Origin of the sequence: Chitiniphilus eburneus (genome assembly GCF_005048205.1) — a bacterium.
Lineage (GTDB): Bacteria > Pseudomonadota > Gammaproteobacteria > Burkholderiales > Chitinibacteraceae > Chitiniphilus > Chitiniphilus eburneus.
In genome coordinates, this window is record NZ_SUMF01000002.1 from 406140 (window position 1) to 425930 (window position 19791).

Consider the following 19791-nt stretch of genomic DNA (forward strand, 5'->3'; position numbering starts at 1 on the left):
CCGCAATGCGCTCGACCTATCTGTTTTTCGTACCCGTTTCGCTGGCGGCCATGAGTGCGCTGGCGTTCAGTCTCTCCGCCGCCACCGAGTGGCGGCCCACCACGCCGGCCCAGCCGGAAGCGCTGGTGATGAATGCACCCGAAATCCTGCGCCCGGAGATGGAAGTCGAACCCCCGGAGCTGTTGCCTACGCCGGCAGTGCTGGCCACCGCGCCGGCGCACCACCCGGTCGCGCCCGCCGCTCCCCAGCCCACGGTCGAGGAAGAAGCCCCCGCCGCGCTGGCGGAGGACGATCGCGACGAGGCGCAGCCGCCCGAATCGGGGCACGCGCCGGCCGTGCAGGTCGCGGCGGTGCGTATCTACGAATGCGCGGAAGATGGCGGCAGCGTGTTCCAGGACTATCCCTGCGGCCCCAAGACGGACAAGACCGACGTGCTGACGGACGAGTGGCGCCAGCGTTCGTGAGATCCTCTCGCACCGGCACTGCCGCTTCATCGTGTGACAACGCGGCCGCGCTCGCCGCAAGGTCTTGGCCCTTGGTGATGGCCGCGAAGCCGCGCTGTGCTCGAACGCGGCGCGGGCTCGAATGTAATGGATGACGATGGCAGGTGCAGGGGCGCGGCCGTCAATCCACCCGGGCGCGGGATGCCAGCCATGCCAGCGCGCCTTGTCCGGCCGCGCGGCCGGTGGCGAAACATGCCGTGAGCAGGTAGCCGCCGGTGGGTGCTTCCCAGTCGAGCATTTCGCCGGCGCAGAACACACCCGGTGCCGCACGCAGCATCAGGTTGTGGTCCAGGCCCGCGAAGGCGATGCCACCGGCGCTGCTGATCGCTTCGTCGATGGGGCGCGGCGCGCGCAGCACGATGGGCAGCGCCTTGATCGCGGCGGCCAGGGTGGCCGGATCGTCAAACGTCGCCTTGGGTGTGCATTCGCGTAGCAACCCAGCCTTTACGCCTTCCAGTCCCAGCTTGCGTCGCAGGTGGTTGGCCATCGAGTCGGCGCCGCGTGGTGCACGCAACTCGGCCTCGATACGCGCCAGATCGCGGCCCGGCAGTAAGTCGATCTCGATCCGCGCCTGGCCGCTGCGCGTGATTTCATCACGCAGGCGGGCGGAAAACGCATAGATCAGGCTGCCTTCCACGCCACCTTGTGTCACGACGAACTCGCCCTGGCGGCGATGGCTTTGACCCTGGGCATCGGTGAACGTCAGATACACGGCCTTCAGCGGCGCGCCGGCGAACTTCTGCGCGAAGAAATCGCTCCAGCCCACATCGAAGCCGCAGTTGCTCGGCTGAAGCGGCGAGACTGCAACGCCGCGTGCAGTGAGCCACGGCACCCACGCGCCATCAGAACCCAGCTTTTTCCAACTGGCACCACCCAGCGCCAGCACCACCGCATCGGCCTGCGCCGCCATATCGCCATCCGGCGTCGCAAAGCGCAGTGCGCCGTCGGCGCTCCAGCCCAGCCAGCGGTGGCGGACGTGCAAGGCTGCGCCGTGCTGTTTCAGCCGATGCAGCCACGCGCGCAGCAAAGGCGCGGCCTTCATCTCGCGCGGAAACACCCGCCCGGAACTGCCGACGAAGGTTTCCACGCCCAGGCCATGAATCCACGCGCGCAGTTGTGGCGGATCGAACGCGCGGATCGCTGGTTCCAGCGCCGCGCGGCCGGCACCGTAGCGATCGAGGAACGGTTCCAGCGCTTCGGAATGGGTGATGTTCATGCCGCCGACGCCGGCCAGCAGGAACTTGCGTCCCAGCGATGGCATCGCGTCGTAGACATCGACACGGGCACCACCGGCCAGCAGGGTCTCGGTGGCCATCAGCCCGGCGGGGCCGCCGCCGACGACGATGACGCGCGGCGTGGTCACGCCACCTCGCAGGCGCCGAAGCGCTCGCGCAGCGTATCCAGCCCCAGCGTATCGAGCAGCCCGGCCAGCCGTGCCTGCGCCTTGCCGCGTGGCAGGTCCTTGTATTCGGCGACGATCAGCTCGTTCTTCATCGAATGTTCCCAGCCCACCAGCTCGGTCACCGTTACCTGGTAGCCGTGCGCTTCCAGCTCCAGGCAGCGCAGCACATTGGTGATCTGCGCGCCGAACTCGCGCGTGTGGATGGGATGGCGCCATAGTTCGGCCAGCGGCGATTTCAGCGCCTGTGCCTTGTGCTTTTTCAACTCGGCGGCGACCTCGGCCTGGCAGCACGGCACCAGCACGATATAGCGCGCATGCTTTTCCAGCGCGAAGCGGATGGCATCGTCGGTGGCGGTGTTGCAGGCGTGCAGCGCGGTGACGATATCGACCTGGGGTGGCAGGCGCTCCGAAGTGATCGATTCGGCCACCGACAGGTTGTAAAAGCGCATGCCGGCGGCGAAGCCCAGCTTTTGCGCCAGGGCCATCGACGACTTCACCAGCTCGTCGCGCGTCTCGATGCCATAGAGCCGCCCCTGCGGCGCGCGGCCCTTGAAGAACAGGTCGTAGAGGATGAAGCCCAGGTAGCTCTTGCCGGCGCCGTGGTCCACCAGCGTGATCTCGGCGTGGTCGGCCACCAGCGCCGCCAGCAGCGGCTCGATAAAGTTGAACAGGTGGTACACCTGCTTGAGCTTGCGGCGGCTGTCCTGGTTGAGCTTGCCGTCGCGGGTGAGGATATGCAGTTGCTTGAGCAGCTCGACGGATTGGCCGGGGCGGATGTCGTATTTGTCGTTCATGGCGGATTCCTTGGCACGGGCGGCAGGGCCGCGCGGCGCGATGGGTCGCCATTCTACCGTTCCCCGCGCGGTGAGCCCGTGCCGGTGCGACGATGGGCGGCCATCCTCACGCCATACTTACGTGTTGCTTTTCGATACAGACTGGGTGACTACCATTACTTATCATCCGCCTCCATCCGATTTCCATCCGTCCCCCAGGAGATTTTCCATGAACTATCGTTCCCTCGTCCTGGCGCTGTGCGCCACCCTATGGCTGGCACCGGCCGCCCACGCACTCGACCTGGGCGGCATGCTCAAGGCCGGCAGCCAGGCGTTGCAGGCCGCCACGCTGAGCGATGCCGACGTGAAGAGCCTGGCCGATCAGGCTTGCGAGCAAAGCGATTCGGAATCGAAGATCGCGCCGGCCAAGGATAAATACACCAAGCGCATGGACAAGATTTCCAAGGCGCTGGGCACCGAGATCGATGGCCGCAAGGTGAACTACAAGGTGTATCTCACGCCGGACGTGAACGCCTGGGCCATGGCCAACGGCTGCATCCGCGTCTACAGCGGCCTGATGGATCTGATGAACGACGATGAGGTGATCGGCGTGATCGGCCACGAAATGGGCCACGTGGCGCTGGGCCACACGAAGAAGGCGATGCAGACCGCCTATGCTGTCTCCGCCGCGCGCACCGCCGCCGGCTCGACCAACAACGGCACCGTGACCACGCTGGCCGGTTCGGAACTGGGCGAGTTCACCGAAAGCCTGATCAATGCGCAATTCTCGCAATCGCAGGAAAAGGACGCGGACAACTTCTCGTTCGACCTGCTCACCAAGAAAAAGCTGAACCGCCAGGGGCTGGTGACGGCGTTCCAGAAGCTGGAGCAACTGAGTGGTGGCAACCACAGCATGCTCAGCTCGCACCCCGCGTCGGCTGATCGCGCCAAGAATATCGAAAACCGTCTGGCTGCTGAAAAGTAAGCGGCATCCGGTCCGGTAGCAGGGCGGCTTAGGCCGCCCTTTTTCATGCTGCCGCGCCTGGGGGCGATGCGGGGGCGGCGATCCGGGCGCATCGATCGCACGAAATGAAAGTCACCCGCGTATCGGAGTCACGGCCCCCAGTGTTACACCAGCTTGAGATAGCGCTGTGTCAGCAGCACGATCCCGGCCATGCTGGCGACGATCAGCACCAGACCCACCTTCACCCCGAGTGCGGCCGGCAGTGCGCCGCCGACCTGCGAGCCGAACACCGCGATGCCGATGGCAATCAGCACCGTGCCGGCCACCAGCAGCGGCCAGCTGTCCGGCGTCGAGACCGTCTGCGTGAGCAGGCCGCCGACGGTGGCCCAATTGGCGCCCACCCGCAGCATCCAGGGTGGACCGCGCTTGTTCAACAGCGGGTGAGCGGCAGCGTCATGAGGATGACGCCGATAGCGAATGGCACTCGCAGGCGAGTTCCACGGTGGGCCGTTACTTGGATTGCGTTGCAAAATTACAGAAAATTCTGGTAGAAAAATGAAATAAAATTACGATAAGCTACGTAGCAATACTACATATCGTCCCCCCAGGAGTGAAATCATGTACTCGTTTTTCGCTTCCCTGTTCCACATGGCACGCGGCAGCCATCACCAGATCACGGTGAATGACCGCGTCAACCGCATCGCCGATCTCGATGGCGGCGAGCGCTACGATGGCCGCGTGCTGAAGGTGGTTGGCCATCGCGCGCGCGTCTGCTGGCCGGAAGGGCAGAAGACCGAAGAAGAGCTGGATAGCCTGGTGCAGATCGTCGAGTAACGTTGCGCCACGCCAACAAAAGCAGCCGGGATGCATGCCCGGCTTTTTTGCGCCTGCTGCGCGGGCGCCAGCCCGGGGCGCTCCGGCGATGGGCGTCGCACCGATCACACGGCCAGGGTGATCGGCCTTCAAGCGAGAGATACGTTGGTCCGTGGCCCGGATGGCTGCGCGAAGCGTGGTGGGGCAGAGCGTTGTCCCCGCTGCAGGCCGTGCGACAAAGCCTAAGGGTTATCGCCATCTGCTGGCGTGCCGGGACAAGGGGCTAAAGTGAAGCGTTGCCGCCCCGGAGTTCGCCATGCATCCCACGCATCCCGTAGCCGCCTGGCAGGGCCTGCCGTCCTGCATCGATGTCTGTACCCAGGCGCAGGAGCTGGCGCGGGTCATTCTCGATGGCTTCGATCACCACTACCTGTTGTTCCGTGCCAGCAGCCAGGTGGCGCGTTCGCATTTCGAGGCCGGCGACGCGGCGGCACAGGGCGAGGCGGTACGCGACCGGATCGCCTTCTACGATACCCGCGTGGCCGAAACCACGGCGCTGCTGATCTCCGCACATGGTGCCGAGCGCCTGGCCGACGCGGTATGGGCGCAGGCCAAATCCGCCTATATCGGCCTGCTGGCCAACCACAAGCGGCCCGAGCTGGCCGAGACCTTCTTCAACTCGGTGTGCTGCCGCATCCTGCATCGCACCTACTTCCACAACGATTTCATCTTCTACCGCCCCGCTGTTTCCACCGAATACCTGGAGACCGACGAGCGCCCCACCTACCGCAGCTACTATCCGCGCCCGGACAACCTGCCGAACACGGTGGCACGCATCATTGCGGATTTCGGCTGGAAACTGCCGTTCGTGGACCTGCGGCGCGATGTGAAGCGCATTCTGCGCGCGCTACGGCGCCACCTGGGGCGCTGGCCACGGCTGGCGTTCAATGCGCATATCGAAGTGCTCAGCTCGCCGTTCTATCGCGGCAAGGCCGCCTACCTGATCGGCCGCGCGGTGAATGGTGATCACGAAGTCCCGTTTGCGCTGCCGTTGTATCGCAACGATGATGGCCAGCTGTATGTGGATGCCGCGTTGTTCGAACAGCGGCATATCCGTCACCTGTTCTCGCTGTCGCGCGCCTACTTTCTGGTGGACATGGAAGTACCCTCAGCCTACGTGCGCTTCCTGCAACAACTGATCCCGCAAAGCTCGCGCGCCGAGCTGTACACCATGCTGGGGCTGGGCAAGCAGGGCAAGACCATGTTCTACCGCGAGCTGTTCCACCACCTGCGGCACAGCGGCGACCGCTTCGTGTTCGCGCCCGGCATCAAGGGCATGGTGATGATCGTGTTCACGCTGCCGTCGTTTCCCTTCGTGTTCAAGGTGATCAAGGACGTGATCCCGCCACCCAAGGAGGTGAGCCGCGCCGTGGTGCGCGAGAAGTACCTGATGGTGAAGCGCCATGATCGTGTCGGGCGCATGGCGGACTCGCTGGAGTTCTCCGACGTGGCGCTGCCGCGTGAACGCTTCGATCCCGCCGTGCTGGAAGACCTGCGCGCGCTGGCGCCGTCGATGCTGGAAGAAGACAGCGATACCGTGGTGATCCGCCACCTTTACATCGAGCGGCGCATGATGCCGCTGAACATGCTGCTCGACAATGCTGCACCGGACGTGATCGAGGATGTGGTGTGCGACTACGGCAACGCGCTGCGCGAGCTGGCCATCGCCAACATCTTCCCTGGCGACATGCTGTTCAAGAACTTCGGCATCACCCGCGCCGGCCGCGTGGTGTTCTACGACTACGACGAAATCGAATACATGACCGACTGCGACTTCCGTCGCATCCCGCCACCGCTGGCGCCGGAGTACGAGCTGTCGGGCGAGGCGTGGTTCACCGGACACAAGAACGAGGTCTATCCCGAGGAATTCGGCACCTTCCTGCTCACCCGCCCCGAGGTGCGCGATGCGTTCATGAAACATCATGCCGACCTGCTGCAACCGCAGTTCTGGCAACAGACCAAGGCCCGCATCCAGGCCGGGGTGGTCGAGGATTTCTATCCCTATCCGGCGGCGCTGCGTTTCGAGCTGTGAGGGGAGGGGTACTCCAAACCCCAGATCTTGAAACACAGCGGGTGCAGAAAACACGGAGTCTCACAGAGGAAAACCAGAAGCAGAGAGAGAACCAAGTCGACGATCCCATGGCGGCCCGATCGAGCCACATTGCACACAACGCGTACTTCCTCTGCACCCTTGCCTGTTTCTCTGGTTTTCTCTGTGCCCGCTGTGTTTCATGATTTGGGGGGCCGCCCGACTTCCCCCACTCACTCTGCTAAGCTGCACGCCTCGTTTCGTTTCATTCATTTGCCATGCGCGCCTTTCGTTGTCTGTTGCTGACCTGCCTGCTGCTGCTCACCGCCTGCGCTACCGAAGTGCGGCCCGGCGCCACGGCCGAGGCGCCCAAGCGGGTGGCGTTCCAGAAATCCGGGCTCAGCCCCGAGAACGGCGGCCTGTTGATCTCGGCCGATGCGCTCCAGCCGGGCGATATCCTGTTGTCCGCGTCCAACGGCATTACTTCGGCCGGCATCCGCATGTTCACCCTGGCTCCGGTCAGCCATGCCGCGCTCTATATCGGTGATGGCCAGGTGGCCGAAGCGGTGGGCGATGGCGTGCGTTTGCGCACGATTCCCGATCTGCTGGATGAAGAGGCGGTGGTGGTTGCATTCCGGCGCGGTGGGCTCACGCCGGAGCAGGTGGTGGCGATGCGGCAGTTCGCCGAAGCGCAGGTCGGGCGTCATTACGATTATGTGGGTGTGATGTTGCAAGCACCGTTTTCGCTGGAGCGGCGGTTGTGCGAGTTGCCGCTGGTGCCGTCGCTGGTGCGGGACGCCTGCCTGCGCGGCGTGGCCGCGATCCAGCTTGGCACACCGGACAACGAGCGTTTCTTTTGCTCGCAATTCGTGCTGGAAGCCTACCGCGTGGCTGGCGCGCCGTTGCTCGACGCTCATCCGCGCTGGCTGAGCCCGGCCGATATCCTGCATATGCGGGAGGAGGATGTGTCGTCGCTGCGGATCGAGCAGCCGCTGGTTTATATCGGGCATTTGAAGTTTCTGGAGACGGTGCCGGACCCGCGGGTGGTGGCGAGGGAGTGATTTGTTTGCTGGTGGCAACAGCCAACAGCCTTTAACCCTGCTAGCGCCTGCGGCGCGGGTTGATTGATGCCCTTAGCGGCCTGCCCGGCCGTTGAGGGCGTCAATTAGTCCGCGCCGAAGGCACTTGGCGGTTAAGAGCCTTTGCAGTTGCAGTTGCAGTTGCAGTTGCAGACAGCGGCCGCGGCTCGTGCGGCCCTTCCCCCTTCAATGCACTCGATAAACCCGCCCAGTCTGGGCCCCCTCCACGCTCCGCACATATGCCTGCGCCACCCGCGCGGCCGGTACGGCCTCGAAGCCGGCGAAGAACGGGCCGTAGCTGGGCAGCGATTCCACCAACACGTTCGGGCTCACCACATTGATGCGCAGGCCGCGCGGTAGCTCGATGGCGGCGGCACGGGCATAGCCTTCGACGGCGCTGTTCACCATGCTGGCGCTGCTGCCATTGCGGATCGGCTCTTCGGTGAGAATGCCGCTGGTGAGGGTGAAGCTGCCGCCGTCGCGCAACAGGTGCTGGCCGGCCAGCACCAGGTGCACCTGGCCCATCAGCTTGTCGGCGAGGCCGATGCCGTACTGCTCGGGAGTGAAATCGGCGAGTGGGGCGAAGTGCAGGTTGCCGGCCGCTGCGATCACCGCGTCCAGCGGGCCGGCATCGCGCAATGCCTGCTGCACGCTGGCGAAGTCGGTGAGGTCGAGGCGCAGGTCGCCGCTGCTGCGGCCGGCGGTGATCAGTTCATGACGCGGGGCGAGTTGTTCGGCGATGGCGCGGCCGAGGGTGCCGTGGGCACCGACGAGCAGGATACGCATGGGGGAAGGCTCCTTGAGCAAATGAATCGGGTTGCGACGATTGATATGCTAATACAATGCAAATAAACGATAATCGGCTTCAAATCGTTTTTACTGTCAAACCAATGGAAACAATGGCGTCGGATCATCTGGAGCAGCAACTGCAATGGGCCGTTACCTTTGCCACGGTGGTGGCGCAGGGCAGTTTCACCCGCGCGGCGGAGGCGCTGGGGTGCACCAAGGCGGCGGTCAGCAAGCGCATCACCCAACTGGAGGCGGCGCTGGGCACGCAGTTGCTCTACCGCACCACGCGCCGGCTGGCGCTGACCGAGGCGGGACGCGTGTACCTGACGCACTGCGGCGACTGGCCGGAACGGGTGGCGGCGGCACAACGCGCGGTGGCCGAGGTTGGCGGCAAGGTGGCCGGCACGGTGCGCCTGAGCGTGCCGACCAGCTTTGGCGGGGTGTTCATGGCGCGGGCGTTACTGGCGTTCCGCGAGCACTGCCCCGAGGTGGCGGTGGAGCTGGATTTGTCCGCGATCCCGCGCGATCTGGAGGCCGAGGGCTACGATCTGGCGATCCGGCTGAATCTGGCGCCCCCGGAACGGCTGGTATCGCGGCCGCTGGCGGTGTTGCGCGACTGGGTGGTCGCCAGCCCGGCCGCTGTGGCGACGCACGGTCTCCCTGCACAACCGGCCGCGCTGGCGGACTGGCCCTGCCTGACCAACCACCATTTTCGCGAGCCGGAACACTGGGCGTTCGAGCGCGATGGCACGTTGCTGGCGGTGAACGTTACCGGCCCGTGGCGCGCCAATGACTACAGCCTGCTGCGCAATCTGGCGCTGGGTGGCGCTGGCGCGGCGCGCGTGCCGAGCTATCTGGTTGCCGCCGATGTGGCGGAGGGTCGTTTGCTGCGTTTGCTGCCGGCATTCGATCTGCCGGCGCAGCCGATGTACTTCGTCTATCCGCGCCGCCTGCCGCAGCCGGCCAAGGTGCGGGTGCTGATCGATTTTCTGGCGGACTGGTTCGCCCAGCCGGCACAGGCCGCCTTGCTGGGGTTGCGATCAGTGGGTGACAAGGGCTAGGCGCGGCTGGCGCAGGCCATCGTCTGTCGGCCCTATGGGCCGAAAGCGGCGGTGGCGGATACCGGCCCGGATCGCAATTATTGGTGAAGCGGAACAAGGCATGCAGGCAAAGCCGCGCGGCAGGTCGGGGCGATAGCCCCGCCCTCACCGCGCCGGAAATCCAGCGTCGCCGCGCTCAGCCCATGCGCCGCTTGCCTGGCGCCTGCTTGCCCTTCCCCTTGCCTTGTCCGGGCCGTTGCGGCTGGCGCGGCTGGCTTGGGCGCTGGCCGGGCCGGCTATCGGGGCGGGGGCCGGCAACGCGCTTTTCGCCGGGCTGCTGCGGTGGCACCAAGTGGTTGGGGCTGTTGCCGATCAGGTCGGCGCGGCCCATCGCGATCAGGCCCTCGCGCAGGGTCGGCCAGTTGTCCGGGTCGTGGTAGCGCAGGAACGCCTTGTGCAGCTTGCGCTGCTTGGCGTCCTTGACGATGCGGACCTTCTCCGAAGTGCGCGCCAGCTTTTTCAGCGGGTTGCGCCCGGTGTGCCACATGGTGGTGGCCAGCGCCATTGGCGTGGGAGTGAACGCCTGGACCTGGTCGGGCTTGAAGTTGTTCTTCTTCAGCCATAGCGCCAGGTTGAGCATGTCCTCGTCGCGGGTGCCGGGGTGGGCGGCGATGAAGTAGGGGATCAGGTACTGCTGCTTGCCGGCCTGCTTGCTGTAGTACTCGAACATTTCCTTGAAGCGCTCGAAGCTGCCGATGCCCGGCTTCATCATCTTGGAGAGCGGGCCTTCCTCGGTGTGTTCGGGGGCGATTTTCAGGTAGCCGCTGACGTGGTGAGTGACCAGTTCCTTGATGTACTCGGGCGATTCCACCGCCAGGTCGTAGCGCAGGCCGGAGCCGATGGTGATCTTCTTGACGCCAGGAATCGCGCGCGCCTTGCGATAGAGCTGGATCAGATGCGAGTGGTCGGTGTTCAGGTTCTCGCAGATGCCGGGGTAGACGCACGACAGCCGACGACAGGATTGCTCGATCTTCGGGTCCTTGCACGCCAGCCGGTACATGTTGGCGGTGGGGCCGCCCAGGTCGCTGATGTGGCCCTTGAAGTCGGCGGTCTTGTCGCGGATGTCCTCGATCTCCTTGAGGATCGATTGCTCCGAGCGGCTCTGGATGATGCGGCCTTCGTGCTCGGTGATCGAGCAGAAGGTACAGCCGCCAAAGCAGCCACGCATGATGTTGATCGAGAAGCGGATCATCTCCCACGCCGGGATATGCGCCTTGCCGTAGCTGGGGTGCGGGTTGCGGGCGTAGGGCAGGCCGTAGACGTAGTCCATCTCCGGCGTGGTCAGCGGGATCGGCGGCGGGTTCAGCCACACGTCGCGCTCGCCATGCTGCTGCACCATCGCTCGCGCGTTGCCGGGGTTGGATTCCAGATGCAGCGTGCGGCTGGCGTGCGCGTACAGCACCGGGTCGTAGGCCACGGCCTCGTAGGCAGGGATGCGCACCACGGTGCGCTGGCGTTCGGCCTGCCGCGCGGCGATGCGTTCGGCCTTGCTCTGGATGCGGATCGGCTGCGGCGCGGCCGGGTCGCTACAGGCGGCTTCCTGCTTTTCGCTTTCCATGGCGTAGGGATCGGGGTGCGGCTCCACGCGCCCGGGGGTATCGACGGTGCTGGAGTCGAGCACTGCCCAGTCGCGTGCCGGCATCCAGCCGTGCGGCGTCATGAAGGCGGTGCCGCGCACGTCGCGAATCTCGCGCAGCTTTTCGCCGGCGGCGGCGCGGTGCGCCACTTCCACCAGCGCACGCTCGGCGTTGCCGAACAGCAGGATATCGGCCTTGGCGTAGACGATGGCCGACTGGCGTACCTTGTCGCTCCAGTAGTCGTACTGGGCGATACGGCGCAGGCTGCCCTCGATGCCGCCCACCATGATCTGCACGCCGGGGTACGCCTCGCGGCACCGCTGCGAGTAGATCGTCACCGCGCGATCCGGCCGCCGTCCGCCCGCGCCTTCGGGGGTGTAGGCATCGTCCGAGCGCGGTTTGCGGTCGGCGGTGTAGCGGTTGATCATCGAATCCATATTGCCGGCGGTGACGCCGAAGAACAGCCGCGGCCGGCCCAGTGCCTTGAACGGCTCGGCGCTATCCCATTCCGGCTGGCTGAGAATGCCGACGCGCAGCCCCTGCGCTTCCAGCAGCCGCCCCACCAGTGCCATGCCGAAACTGGGATGGTCGATGTAGCAGTCGCCCGTGACCAGCACGATGTCGCATTCGTCCCAGCCCAGCGCGGCCATCTCGGCGCGGGTGGTGGGCAGGAATGGCGCAGGCTTGGCGCGACGCGGCGGGGCGTAATCGTAGATGGGGGTGGCGACGGCGGACATGAAAAACCAGGGCGGCGAGCGGATCAGGCCGGCATTGTCGCAGATTTAGCCGGCGTTAGCTGAAAACCCTTGTTTTTCATCAGGATAGAAGGTTAAGGCAAACCCCGGATCTTGAAACACAGTGGGCACAGAGAACACAGCGTTTCACAGAGAAAACCGAACCCCGGGAAGGCATGGGTCGCGACAGCGCATTGATTGGCCTTATCTCTGTGCTCCCGCTGTGCGCTCTGTGTCCCCTGTGGTTCAAGGCGTGGGGTTCAACTCAAGCTGGCACATGATCGCGCGATGGGGCGCTGGCGCTGGCGGCGTCACCGAGTTGGGTCATCAGTGCGCGGGCGCTCTGGCGCAGCAGGCGGATGCCCAACCACAGGCCGGCGATGCCCAGCACCAGCGCGAAACCGCCAATGAACAGTAGCGGATAGGTTGTCAGCCGCAGGCCCTGCACCCGTACGTTGCCGTGACCGTCGGTGATGGTCAGGTCGCGCGCGCCGCTGGCGGCGCCGGCTTCCAGCCGCACTTCGCCTTCGTGCGAGCGCACCAGCACGTTGGTGCGGCCGTCCGGGCCGGGCTGTACCGACACCATGCCGCCCTTGCCATCGTCGAGGTGGACCATGCCGTGATGCGCGCCATTGCCGGCCCAGCGGGTGATCAGCGATTCGGTGTCGTAGCCGCCGAAGGTGGCGATGCTGCCCAACAGCAGCAATGCCAGCCCGGCCAGGGTCAGGCCGGCGGCCAGCGCGGTGAGATAGGCAAGGATCGCCAGCCAGATCACCCGTACCAGCGCCAGCAGCACGTTGAGCCGGCCCAGGCCCGACGCATCGACGAAGGCGCGCCACGCGGTGCGAAATGAACGCTGCTGTTCCCAGTCCTTGACGCTGTGGCGGGCGCGCAGCTCGCGTGCCAATCGCTCGGGCTCGCCCAGCGCGGCGGCGGTCTCGGCCTCGCTGCGGCCGGCGGCCAGCGCATCCTGGAAATACTCGCGGTAGTCGCTGAGGATGTCCTCGATCTCGGCGGTGGGCAGGCCGTGCAAGCCGGTCTGTAATCGTTGGAGAAATTCGCTCTGGTTCATGACAACGCTTCCTCGGTCTGCGGTGCGGGGGACAACACCAGTTCCACTTCGCTGACGAAATCGCGCCATTCGCGGCGCATGGCGTCCAGCTCGGCACGGCCGGCGGCGGTAAGCCGGTAGTACTTGCGCGATGGCCCGGCGGACGATTCCACCAGATAGGTCTCGACCCAGGCTTCGGCCTGGAGCCGGCGCATCAGCGGGTAGATGGTGCCCTCGCTGATCTGCATGCCCTGCGCCAGTTGGTTGACCAGCTCGTAGGCGTAGCTGTCGCCCCGGTCCAGCACCGCCAGTACGCACAGGTCGAGCACACCCTTCTTCAGTTGTGTCTTCATGGCGATTCATCGAAATACGACGATCCATCATAGCGCCGCATTACCTTGCAATGCAAGGTATCGTGTTTAAGACGCTAGCGGCCGTCTATGCTTCGGTACGAACTGTGTGGAGTGCTTTATGAACAACGTGTTTGCCGATATCCCGCAAGCTCTGGACGAAGAGCTGTTCCAGACCCTGACCAGCACGCCGGGCGTGCGGATCGAACGCATCGTTTCCACCGGGCAGGTGTCGCCCGACGGCTTCTGGTACGAGCAGGAGGAAACGGAATGGGTGCTGGTGCTGGAAGGCGCGGCACGCGTGGCGTTCGCGGATACGCCCGGCGAGATGGTGCTTGGCGTGGGCGACTATCTGTTGATCGCGCCAGGGCGGCGCCATCGGGTGAACTACACCGCCAACCGGACGGTCTGGCTGGCGGTGTGGTGGTCGGGGCCTTCGTGGGTGGCCGAAAAGATCTGAGCGGGTGGCTCAGGCAGCGGCCGGTTCCCCGTCGTGTGGCGCCAGCTGGTCGGCATTCTGTGCCCGGCGCTGGTAGCGGCTGAGCGCCAGTCCGGCCGCATCGATGTCCGGTACCCGGCCCTGGATCAGGTCGGCCAGCACGCGGGCGGAGCCGCAGGCCATGGTCCAGCCCAGCGTGCCGTGGCCGGTATTGAGGTACAGGTTGTCGATGTCCGTGCCGCAAACCAGCGGCGTCCCGTCCGGCGTCATCGGGCGCAGGCCGCTCCATGGCTTGCCGGAATCCACATCGCCCGCTTGGGGGAACAGATCCCTGGCGACCATTTTCAGAGTGTCGATGCGGCGTGGATCGAGTGAATGGTCGTAACCCATCAGTTCGGCCATGCCGCCGACACGCAGGCGGTCGTCGAAGCGGGTCAGCGCCACCTTGTAGGTTTCGTCCAGCACGGTGGAGCGCGGCGCGGCATCGGCATCGGTGAGTGGAATGGTCAGCGAGTAACCCTTCACCGGATACACCGGCAGCGACAGGCCCAGCGGCAGCGCGAGCTGGCGGCTGAAGCTGCCGCAGGCCAGCACCACCGCATCCGGGTGCAGCGCTTCGCCATCATCCAGCTCGACGTAGCTGATGCGCCCGTTCTGCTTGCCCAGGCGGGTGACTTCGACCAGATAGCGGAACTCGACGCCCGCGGCCTGCGCCAGTTGCTCCAGGCGCTTGGTGAACAGGTGGCAATCGCCGGTTTCGTCGTTGGGCAGGCGCAGGCCGCCAACCAGCTTGTGCGCGACGGGCTCGAGCGCTGGTTCCACCGTTTCCAGCTCGTCCATGTCGAGCACTTCGTGCGGTACGCCCAGATCGGCCAGGATGGCGGCGTCACGCCGCGCGGCGGCCATCTGTGCCTCGGTACGCAGCAGTTGCAGCGTGCCCAGACTACGCTCCTGATAGTGCAAACCCAGCGTTTGGCGCAGCTCCCGGAGTTGATCGCGGCTGTACTCCGCCAGTGCCACCATCCGCCCCTTGTTGCGCGCGTAGGCGCCAGGGATGCAGTTGGCGAGCATGGCGGCCAGCCAGCGCAACTGGAATCCGCTGCCGTCCGGGTGGATGCGCAGCGGCGCGTGCGATGACATCAGCCACTTCAGGGCCTTGAGCGGAATACCCGGTGCGGCCCATGGCGCGGCATAGCCCGGCGATACCTGCCCGGCGTTGGCGAAACTGGTTTCCTCGGCCGCCGAAGCGTGTCGCTCCAGCACCGTGACTTCACAACCCGCCTGGCGTAGATACCAGGCCGTGGTCACGCCGATGACCCCCGCCCCGATCACAACGACTTTCATGGCGCACCTCGCGCATGGAATATTAGAGATTACTGTGAGTATATTGAGAGACCACCAGTGGTTTTCTCTATTGATCGCTGCGTTTTTGGAGGCTCCCCATGCGGACCCAATACCGTGCCGGACGTGAACTCGATCGGATCGACTACAAGATACTGCGCGCGCTGCAAGGCAATGCGCGGCTGTCGATCACCGAGTTGGCCGAGCGCGTGGGGCTGACCGCCACGCCGTGCGCGGAGCGGGTGAAGCGGCTGGAGGAAACAGGCGTGATCCTGGGCTACCATGCCCGCCTCTGCCCGCAGAAGCTGGATGCGCCGCTGCTGGTGTTCGTCGAGCTGAAGCTGTCGCAGAAATCCGCACAGATCTTCGACGAGTTCCGCCGCACGGTTGGCACCATCGGCGAGGTGCTGGAATGCCATCTCATCGCGGGCGATTTCGACTATCTGCTCAAGGCCCGGTTGCCGGACATGACGCACTATCGCCGCCTGCTGGGCGATATCCTGCTGCGCCTGCCCGGCGCGGCCGAATCGCGCAGCTATATCGTGATGGAAGAGGTCAAGGAAACGCTGAATCTACCGCTGCCGGACTGATCGAATCGCAGGACATCCCTGAAGGAGTACCCCATGGCGCTTACCGCCTCCAACATGTTGTCGCTGGGCAGCGCGCTGCCCAACTTTGCCCTGCCCGATGGCCAGGGCACCTTTCGCACCGATGGCGAGCTGGCTGGCCCCAAGGGATTGTTCGTGATCTTCATCTGCAATCACTGCCCGTACGTGAAGCACATCAATCCGGCGCTGGCGCCGATGGGCGCGGAGTTCGCCGCGCTGGGGGTGGGGATGGTGGCGATCAGCCCCAACGATGTCGCCCAATACCCGGACGACTCGCCGCAGCGCATGGTCGAGGTGGCGCGCGAAGCGGGCTACACCTTCCCCTACCTGTATGACGAGACGCAGACGGTGGCGCGCGAATTCGGCGCGGCCTGCACGCCGGACCTGTTCCTGTTCGACATGCATGGCCGGCTGGTCTATCGCGGCCAGTTCGACGACACCCGGCCTGGTGGCGCGCCAGCCACCGGCGAGGACATCCGCCGCGCGGTGCGCGCACTGTCGAGCGGGCATCCGGTGGTGGACGATCAGCGGCCCAGCATCGGTTGCGGCATCAAGTGGAAGCAGGGCTGAGCCCGCGCGGCTGAAGCGGGCAAACGCTGCTGCGAAGCCCGCAAGGCGTTGCGCGAACTGCTGGTTCCGCAACAGCCGCTGCGCTGTCGCGTCAGCGCCGGCGCGCTCCGGCGGATGGCACGCTTCCTGCAGGACAGCAGGCTTCGCGCGCCAGCCGGGCGCGCCCGACCGGATGCCTGCCATGAGCCAACGACAACTCAGCCTCAATGCCTTTATTCCCGCCACCGGCCACCATGTGGCGGCGTGGCGCCACCCGGATGCCGCCGCCAACGGCGGCCATGAGTTCCAGCATTACGCGCGCGTGGCCCAGGCGGCGGAAGCCGCCAAGTTCGACGGCGTGTTTCTCGCCGACAGCGCGGCGGTGTGGGGGGGCGCGGGTGTGGGCGGCACCGATCGCCAGGGGCTGGAATCGCTGGCGCGCAGCGCACGCGGTGCGCACTTCGAGCCGATCACGCTGTTATCGGCGCTGGCGGCGGTGACCGAGCGGATCGGCCTGATCGCCACCGTGACCACCACCTACAACGAGCCCTACCACCTGGCGCGCAAGTTCGCATCGCTCGACTGGCTGTCGGGCGGGCGCGCCGGCTGGAACCTCGTCACCTCGGCCAATCAGCACGAGGCGCAGAACTTCGGCCTGGATGCACATGTCGAGCACGCCGATCGCTATCAGCGCGCCGAAGAATTCATCGACGTGGTCAAGGGTCTGTGGGATAGCTGGGAAGACGATGCCTTCCTGCGCGACAAGGACAGCGGCGTCTACTTCGATGCCGACAAGCTGCATCCGCTCAACCATCGCGGCACGCATTTCAAGGTGCGCGGGCCGCTGAACGTGGCACGTCCGCCGCAGGGCTACCCGGTGCTGGTACAGGCCGGCTCCAGCGAGCCGGGCAAGGAACTGGCCGCCCGTACCGCCGAGGTGATCTTCACCGCGCAGCAGACGCTGGCCGATGCCCAGGCGTTCTACGCCGACGTGAAGGGGCGGCTGGCGCGCTATGGCCGCAGCCCCGATTCGCTGAAGATCCTGCCCGGCGTGTTCCCAGTGGTGGGGCGCACCGAGGCCGAAGCGCAGGAGAAATTCGAGGCGTTGCAGAACCTGATCGACCCCAAGGTGGGCCTGGCGCTGCTGTCGGGCATGATCGGTGGCTTCGATCTCTCCGCCTACCCGGTGGACGGCCCGCTGCCGCCGTTGCCGGCGTCCAACGGCGGCAAAAGCCGGCAAGCGCTGCTGATCGACAAGGCGCGCCGCGAAAACCTGACCATCCGCGAGCTGTATCTGTCGATTGCCGGCGCGCGCGGCCACTGGCAGGTGGTCGGCTCGGCCGAGCAGGTCGCCGACCAGTTGCAGGCCTGGTTCGAGCAGGGCGCGGCCGATGGCTTCAACCTGATGCCGCCGGTGCTGCCCACCGGGCTGGACGACTTTATCGAACTGGTGTTGCCGATCCTGCGCGAACGCGGCCTGTTTCGCAGCGAATACCAGGGCCGCACCTTGCGCGAGCACCTGGGGCTGAGCCGGCCGGAGAACCACCACACCGTCCAGCGCAACCGGGTCGCGGCCTGACCGCGACAGGCGTTTTCTTCCGCTACCTTATCGAGAGGCCCGCGCCGCATGGCGCGGGTTCGCCGCGATATCGGCTTTTCATCCCCATCCACGGACACTCCATGACCCAAGCGCCCACCCCTGGCGGCTTTGCCCATGCCACGACCCCGGTCACGGCCACGCTGATCGTGACCGACGATGCCGACCTGGAAACCGGCGACATCCGCCTGGACGACATCGACGCGTATTACGCCCGGCCACAAGGCGAGGGGCCATTCCCGGTGGTTCTGATCGCGCACGAGATCTTCGGTGTGCACGAGCATATCCGCGACGTGGTACGGCGCTTCGCCAAGGCCGGTTACCTGGCGGTGGCGCCGGAGCTGTTCCAGCGGCAGGGCGATGTGCGGCAACTGGCCGGCTTCGAGCAGATACGCCCGGTGGTGGCGCAGGTGCCGGACGATCAGGTATTCGCCGATCTGGATGCGGCGCTGGATTGGGCCATTGCGCATGGCGGCGATGCGGCGCGCGTGGCGATGACCGGCTTTTGCTGGGGCGGCCGCATCGCCTGGCTATACGCAGCCCGTCAGCCGCGTCTGCGCGCGGTGGTGGCATGGTATGGCCGGCTGGTGGGCGAGGTCACTGCCAACCAGCCGCGTTTTCCCGCCGACGTGGTGCAAGCGCTGAAGGCGCCGGTGCTGGGGCTGTATGGCGGGGCGGACACCAGTATCCCGCAGGACACCGTGGCGCCGTTCCAGGCCGCGCTGGCGGCCAGCGGCGGTGCATCGGAAGTTCATGTCTATCCCGAAGCCGGGCATGCCTTCTACGCGGACTATCGGCCCAGCTATCACGCCGAAGCGGCGCGCGATGGTTGGCAACGCACGCTGGAATGGTTCCGACGCCACGGGGTGTAGCCGGCTGGTACCCAGCAAAAAAAAAAACGGCACCGTCGAGGTGCCGTTTTTTGACGGGTACGCGCGGGATCAGCCGCGTGCCCGCAGCCAGCGGGCGGCATCCAGTGCGAAGTAGGTCAGGATTGCATCGGCGCCGGCACGCTTGAACGCCAGCAGCGATTCCAGCACCACGGCTTCCTCGGCCAGCCAGCCGTTCTGGATCGCCGCGCGCAGCATCGCGTACTCGCCGGATACCTGGTAAACGAAAGTCGGCACGCCGAACTCGTCCTTCACCCGGCGCACGATGTCCAGGTAGGGCATGCCGGGCTTGACCATCACCATGTCGGCGCCTTCGGCCAGATCCTGCGCCACCTCGTGCAGTGCTTCGTCGCCGTTGGCCGGGTCCATCTGGTAGGTGTACTTGTTGCCTTTCCCCAGGTTGCCGGCGGAGCCGACCGCATCGCGGAACGGGCCGTAGAACGCCGAGGCATATTTGGCCGAGTACGCCAGGATACGGGTGTGGATCAGGCCATCCTCTTCCAGCGCCTTGCGGATCGCGGCAACGCGGCCGTCCATCATGTCCGACGGTGCCACCATGTCGGCGCCGGCGCGGGCATGGCATAGCGCCTGCTTCACCAGTGCCGCCACCGTTTCATCGTTCAGCACGTAGCCGCTGGCATCGGTCAGGCCGTCCTGGCCGTGGCTGGTGTAGGGGTCGAGCGCCACGTCGGTGATCACGCCCAGATCAGGGAAGGCGGCCTTGAGCGCACGTACGGTACGCGGCACCAGGCCGTCCGGGTTCCAGGCCTCTTCGGCGCCCTCGCTCTTGAGCGCTGCATCGGTCACCGGAAACAGCGCCAGTGCCGGAATCCCCAGCGCCACCGCCTCGGCGGCCGTCTTCAGCAGCAGGTCGATGCTCTGGCGCACCACGCCCGGCATCGATGCCACCGCCTCGCTGCGCCCTTCGCCGTCGAGCACGAACACCGGCAGGATCAGGTCGTCGGCGGTCAGCACGTGTTCGCGCATCAGCCGGCGCGAAAAATCGTCGCGGCGCATGCGGCGGGCACGGAAGGCGGGGTAAAGGCGGGAAACGGGCATGACATCGGGCTCCGGACGACGGAAAGCCCTGATTTTACGCCATGCGCGGGCCCGCCGAACCCCGGAAAAACACCGCTTTACGCG

20 protein-coding genes are annotated in these 19791 nt (G+C 65.8%); 11 read left to right on the forward strand and 9 right to left on the reverse strand.

Annotation, left to right across the window (positions count from 1 at the left end):
* The first annotated feature begins 5 nt into the window (after nucleotides 1-5).
* The gene (locus FAZ21_RS04560) at nucleotides 6-464 is read left to right on the forward strand and encodes a hypothetical protein (protein ID WP_136772075.1); all 459 of its coding nucleotides are present in this window, start codon (nucleotides 6-8) and stop codon (nucleotides 462-464) included.
* A 160-nt stretch (nucleotides 465-624) separates the two neighbouring features.
* Here the strand turns inward: FAZ21_RS04560 and FAZ21_RS04565 are convergent, their stop codons facing one another.
* Nucleotides 625-1866: a TIGR03862 family flavoprotein gene (locus FAZ21_RS04565; RefSeq protein WP_136772076.1), complete on the reverse strand. Its 1242-nt coding sequence runs from the start codon at nucleotides 1864-1866 to the stop codon at nucleotides 625-627.
* Entirely contained in the window at nucleotides 1863-2699 is an 837-nt protein-coding gene (locus FAZ21_RS04570; protein ID WP_136772077.1) for a class I SAM-dependent methyltransferase, read from the reverse strand. The genes FAZ21_RS04565 and FAZ21_RS04570 overlap by 4 nt, the downstream gene beginning before the upstream one ends.
* Before the next feature lie 208 nt (nucleotides 2700-2907).
* On the opposite strand from FAZ21_RS04570, the gene loiP reads away from it, so the two are divergent.
* A complete protein-coding gene (loiP, locus tag FAZ21_RS04575; RefSeq protein WP_136772078.1) occupies nucleotides 2908-3663 on the forward strand; it encodes a metalloprotease LoiP in 756 nt (251 codons plus the stop codon).
* A 143-nt stretch (nucleotides 3664-3806) separates the two neighbouring features.
* Here loiP and FAZ21_RS04580 read toward each other — a convergent pair whose 3' ends face one another.
* Nucleotides 3807-4043 carry a hypothetical protein gene (locus FAZ21_RS04580; RefSeq protein WP_136772079.1) on the reverse strand — a complete coding sequence of 79 codons (237 nt, stop codon included), beginning with the start codon at nucleotides 4041-4043 and terminating at the stop codon, nucleotides 3807-3809.
* Between the two features lie 217 nt (nucleotides 4044-4260).
* Here FAZ21_RS04580 and FAZ21_RS04585 point away from each other — a divergent pair, with 217 nt between their 5' ends.
* The 3 genes from FAZ21_RS04585 to FAZ21_RS04595 all read left to right on the forward strand — a co-directional run bounded on the left by FAZ21_RS04585 (nucleotide 4261) and on the right by FAZ21_RS04595 (nucleotide 7605).
* Entirely contained in the window at nucleotides 4261-4476 is a 216-nt protein-coding gene (locus FAZ21_RS04585; RefSeq protein WP_136772080.1) for a hypothetical protein, read from the forward strand.
* Between the two features lie 295 nt (nucleotides 4477-4771).
* Complete coding sequence (aceK, locus tag FAZ21_RS04590) at nucleotides 4772-6547, forward strand: bifunctional isocitrate dehydrogenase kinase/phosphatase (protein WP_246038474.1); 1776 nt, start codon at nucleotides 4772-4774, stop codon at nucleotides 6545-6547.
* A gap of 275 nt (nucleotides 6548-6822) precedes the next feature.
* Nucleotides 6823-7605, forward strand: a complete 783-nt coding sequence (locus tag FAZ21_RS04595) for a YaeF family permuted papain-like enzyme (protein ID WP_136772081.1) — start codon at nucleotides 6823-6825, stop codon at nucleotides 7603-7605.
* A gap of 204 nt (nucleotides 7606-7809) precedes the next feature.
* Here FAZ21_RS04595 and FAZ21_RS04600 read toward each other — a convergent pair whose 3' ends face one another.
* Nucleotides 7810-8409, reverse strand: a complete 600-nt coding sequence (locus tag FAZ21_RS04600; protein WP_136772082.1) for a short chain dehydrogenase — start codon at nucleotides 8407-8409, stop codon at nucleotides 7810-7812.
* 113 nt (nucleotides 8410-8522) lie between these two features.
* On the opposite strand from FAZ21_RS04600, the gene FAZ21_RS04605 reads away from it, so the two are divergent.
* Entirely contained in the window at nucleotides 8523-9473 is a 951-nt protein-coding gene (locus FAZ21_RS04605; protein ID WP_246038475.1) for a LysR family transcriptional regulator, read from the forward strand.
* A 175-nt stretch (nucleotides 9474-9648) separates the two neighbouring features.
* Here the strand turns inward: FAZ21_RS04605 and FAZ21_RS04610 are convergent, their stop codons facing one another.
* The 3 genes from FAZ21_RS04610 to FAZ21_RS04620 all read right to left on the reverse strand — a co-directional run bounded on the left by FAZ21_RS04610 (nucleotide 9649) and on the right by FAZ21_RS04620 (nucleotide 13227).
* Nucleotides 9649-11826 (reverse strand): YgiQ family radical SAM protein, encoded by a 2178-nt coding sequence (locus FAZ21_RS04610; protein ID WP_136772084.1) that lies wholly within the window; start codon nucleotides 11824-11826, stop codon nucleotides 9649-9651.
* A gap of 262 nt (nucleotides 11827-12088) precedes the next feature.
* Entirely contained in the window at nucleotides 12089-12895 is an 807-nt protein-coding gene (locus FAZ21_RS04615; RefSeq protein ID WP_169307244.1) for a DUF1700 domain-containing protein, read from the reverse strand.
* On the reverse strand, nucleotides 12892-13227 hold the full coding sequence (locus FAZ21_RS04620) for a PadR family transcriptional regulator (protein WP_136772086.1): 336 nt from the start codon (nucleotides 13225-13227) through the stop codon (nucleotides 12892-12894). The genes FAZ21_RS04615 and FAZ21_RS04620 overlap by 4 nt, the downstream gene beginning before the upstream one ends.
* Nucleotides 13228-13345: 118 nt before the next feature.
* Between FAZ21_RS04620 and FAZ21_RS04625 the strand changes: the two genes are divergently transcribed.
* The gene (locus FAZ21_RS04625; protein ID WP_136772087.1) at nucleotides 13346-13684 is read left to right on the forward strand and encodes a cupin domain-containing protein; all 339 of its coding nucleotides are present in this window, start codon (nucleotides 13346-13348) and stop codon (nucleotides 13682-13684) included.
* A 9-nt stretch (nucleotides 13685-13693) separates the two neighbouring features.
* Here the strand turns inward: FAZ21_RS04625 and FAZ21_RS04630 are convergent, their stop codons facing one another.
* Entirely contained in the window at nucleotides 13694-15007 is a 1314-nt protein-coding gene (locus FAZ21_RS04630; protein ID WP_136772088.1) for a D-amino acid dehydrogenase, read from the reverse strand.
* Nucleotides 15008-15105: 98 nt separating this feature from the next.
* Here FAZ21_RS04630 and FAZ21_RS04635 point away from each other — a divergent pair, with 98 nt between their 5' ends.
* The 4 genes from FAZ21_RS04635 (at nucleotide 15106) to FAZ21_RS04650 (ending at nucleotide 18630) form a co-directional block, all read left to right on the forward strand.
* Nucleotides 15106-15594: an Lrp/AsnC ligand binding domain-containing protein gene (locus FAZ21_RS04635; RefSeq protein ID WP_136772089.1), complete on the forward strand. Its 489-nt coding sequence runs from the start codon at nucleotides 15106-15108 to the stop codon at nucleotides 15592-15594.
* A gap of 33 nt (nucleotides 15595-15627) precedes the next feature.
* The gene (locus tag FAZ21_RS04640; protein WP_136772090.1) at nucleotides 15628-16182 is read left to right on the forward strand and encodes a thioredoxin family protein; all 555 of its coding nucleotides are present in this window, start codon (nucleotides 15628-15630) and stop codon (nucleotides 16180-16182) included.
* A 181-nt stretch (nucleotides 16183-16363) separates the two neighbouring features.
* Nucleotides 16364-17740 (forward strand): LLM class flavin-dependent oxidoreductase, encoded by a 1377-nt coding sequence (locus FAZ21_RS04645; RefSeq protein WP_136772091.1) that lies wholly within the window; start codon nucleotides 16364-16366, stop codon nucleotides 17738-17740.
* A 101-nt stretch (nucleotides 17741-17841) separates the two neighbouring features.
* Entirely contained in the window at nucleotides 17842-18630 is a 789-nt protein-coding gene (locus FAZ21_RS04650; protein WP_136772092.1) for a dienelactone hydrolase family protein, read from the forward strand.
* A gap of 69 nt (nucleotides 18631-18699) precedes the next feature.
* Here the strand turns inward: FAZ21_RS04650 and hemB are convergent, their stop codons facing one another.
* Nucleotides 18700-19707 carry a porphobilinogen synthase gene (hemB, locus tag FAZ21_RS04655; RefSeq protein ID WP_136772093.1) on the reverse strand — a complete coding sequence of 336 codons (1008 nt, stop codon included), beginning with the start codon at nucleotides 19705-19707 and terminating at the stop codon, nucleotides 18700-18702.
* Between the last annotated feature and the right edge of the window lie 84 nt (nucleotides 19708-19791).

Bases quoted from the DNA above. Each gene is read 5' to 3' on its own strand.
- FAZ21_RS04615 (WP_169307244.1), bottom strand. From the start codon at position 12,895: ATGAACCAGAGCGAATTTCTCCAACGATTACAGACCGGCTTGCACGGC.
- FAZ21_RS04640 (WP_136772090.1), top strand. From the start codon at position 15,628: ATGGCGCTTACCGCCTCCAACATGTTGTCGCTGGGCAGCGCGCTGCCC.
- FAZ21_RS04620 (WP_136772086.1), bottom strand. From the start codon at position 13,227: ATGAAGACACAACTGAAGAAGGGTGTGCTCGACCTGTGCGTACTGGCG.
- FAZ21_RS04625 (WP_136772087.1), top strand. From the start codon at position 13,346: ATGAACAACGTGTTTGCCGATATCCCGCAAGCTCTGGACGAAGAGCTG.
- FAZ21_RS04645 (WP_136772091.1), top strand. From the start codon at position 16,364: ATGAGCCAACGACAACTCAGCCTCAATGCCTTTATTCCCGCCACCGGC.
- FAZ21_RS04595 (WP_136772081.1), top strand. From the start codon at position 6,823: ATGCGCGCCTTTCGTTGTCTGTTGCTGACCTGCCTGCTGCTGCTCACC.
- FAZ21_RS04585 (WP_136772080.1), top strand. From the start codon at position 4,261: ATGTACTCGTTTTTCGCTTCCCTGTTCCACATGGCACGCGGCAGCCAT.
- FAZ21_RS04650 (WP_136772092.1), top strand. From the start codon at position 17,842: ATGACCCAAGCGCCCACCCCTGGCGGCTTTGCCCATGCCACGACCCCG.
- FAZ21_RS04570 (WP_136772077.1), bottom strand. From the start codon at position 2,699: ATGAACGACAAATACGACATCCGCCCCGGCCAATCCGTCGAGCTGCTC.
- hemB (WP_136772093.1), bottom strand. From the start codon at position 19,707: ATGCCCGTTTCCCGCCTTTACCCCGCCTTCCGTGCCCGCCGCATGCGC.
- FAZ21_RS04610 (WP_136772084.1), bottom strand. From the start codon at position 11,826: ATGTCCGCCGTCGCCACCCCCATCTACGATTACGCCCCGCCGCGTCGC.
- FAZ21_RS04600 (WP_136772082.1), bottom strand. From the start codon at position 8,409: ATGCGTATCCTGCTCGTCGGTGCCCACGGCACCCTCGGCCGCGCCATC.
- aceK (WP_246038474.1), top strand. From the start codon at position 4,772: ATGCATCCCACGCATCCCGTAGCCGCCTGGCAGGGCCTGCCGTCCTGC.
- FAZ21_RS04635 (WP_136772089.1), top strand. From the start codon at position 15,106: ATGCGGACCCAATACCGTGCCGGACGTGAACTCGATCGGATCGACTAC.
- FAZ21_RS04630 (WP_136772088.1), bottom strand. From the start codon at position 15,007: ATGAAAGTCGTTGTGATCGGGGCGGGGGTCATCGGCGTGACCACGGCC.
- FAZ21_RS04560 (WP_136772075.1), top strand. From the start codon at position 6: ATGCGCTCGACCTATCTGTTTTTCGTACCCGTTTCGCTGGCGGCCATG.
- FAZ21_RS04605 (WP_246038475.1), top strand. From the start codon at position 8,523: ATGGCGTCGGATCATCTGGAGCAGCAACTGCAATGGGCCGTTACCTTT.
- loiP (WP_136772078.1), top strand. From the start codon at position 2,908: ATGAACTATCGTTCCCTCGTCCTGGCGCTGTGCGCCACCCTATGGCTG.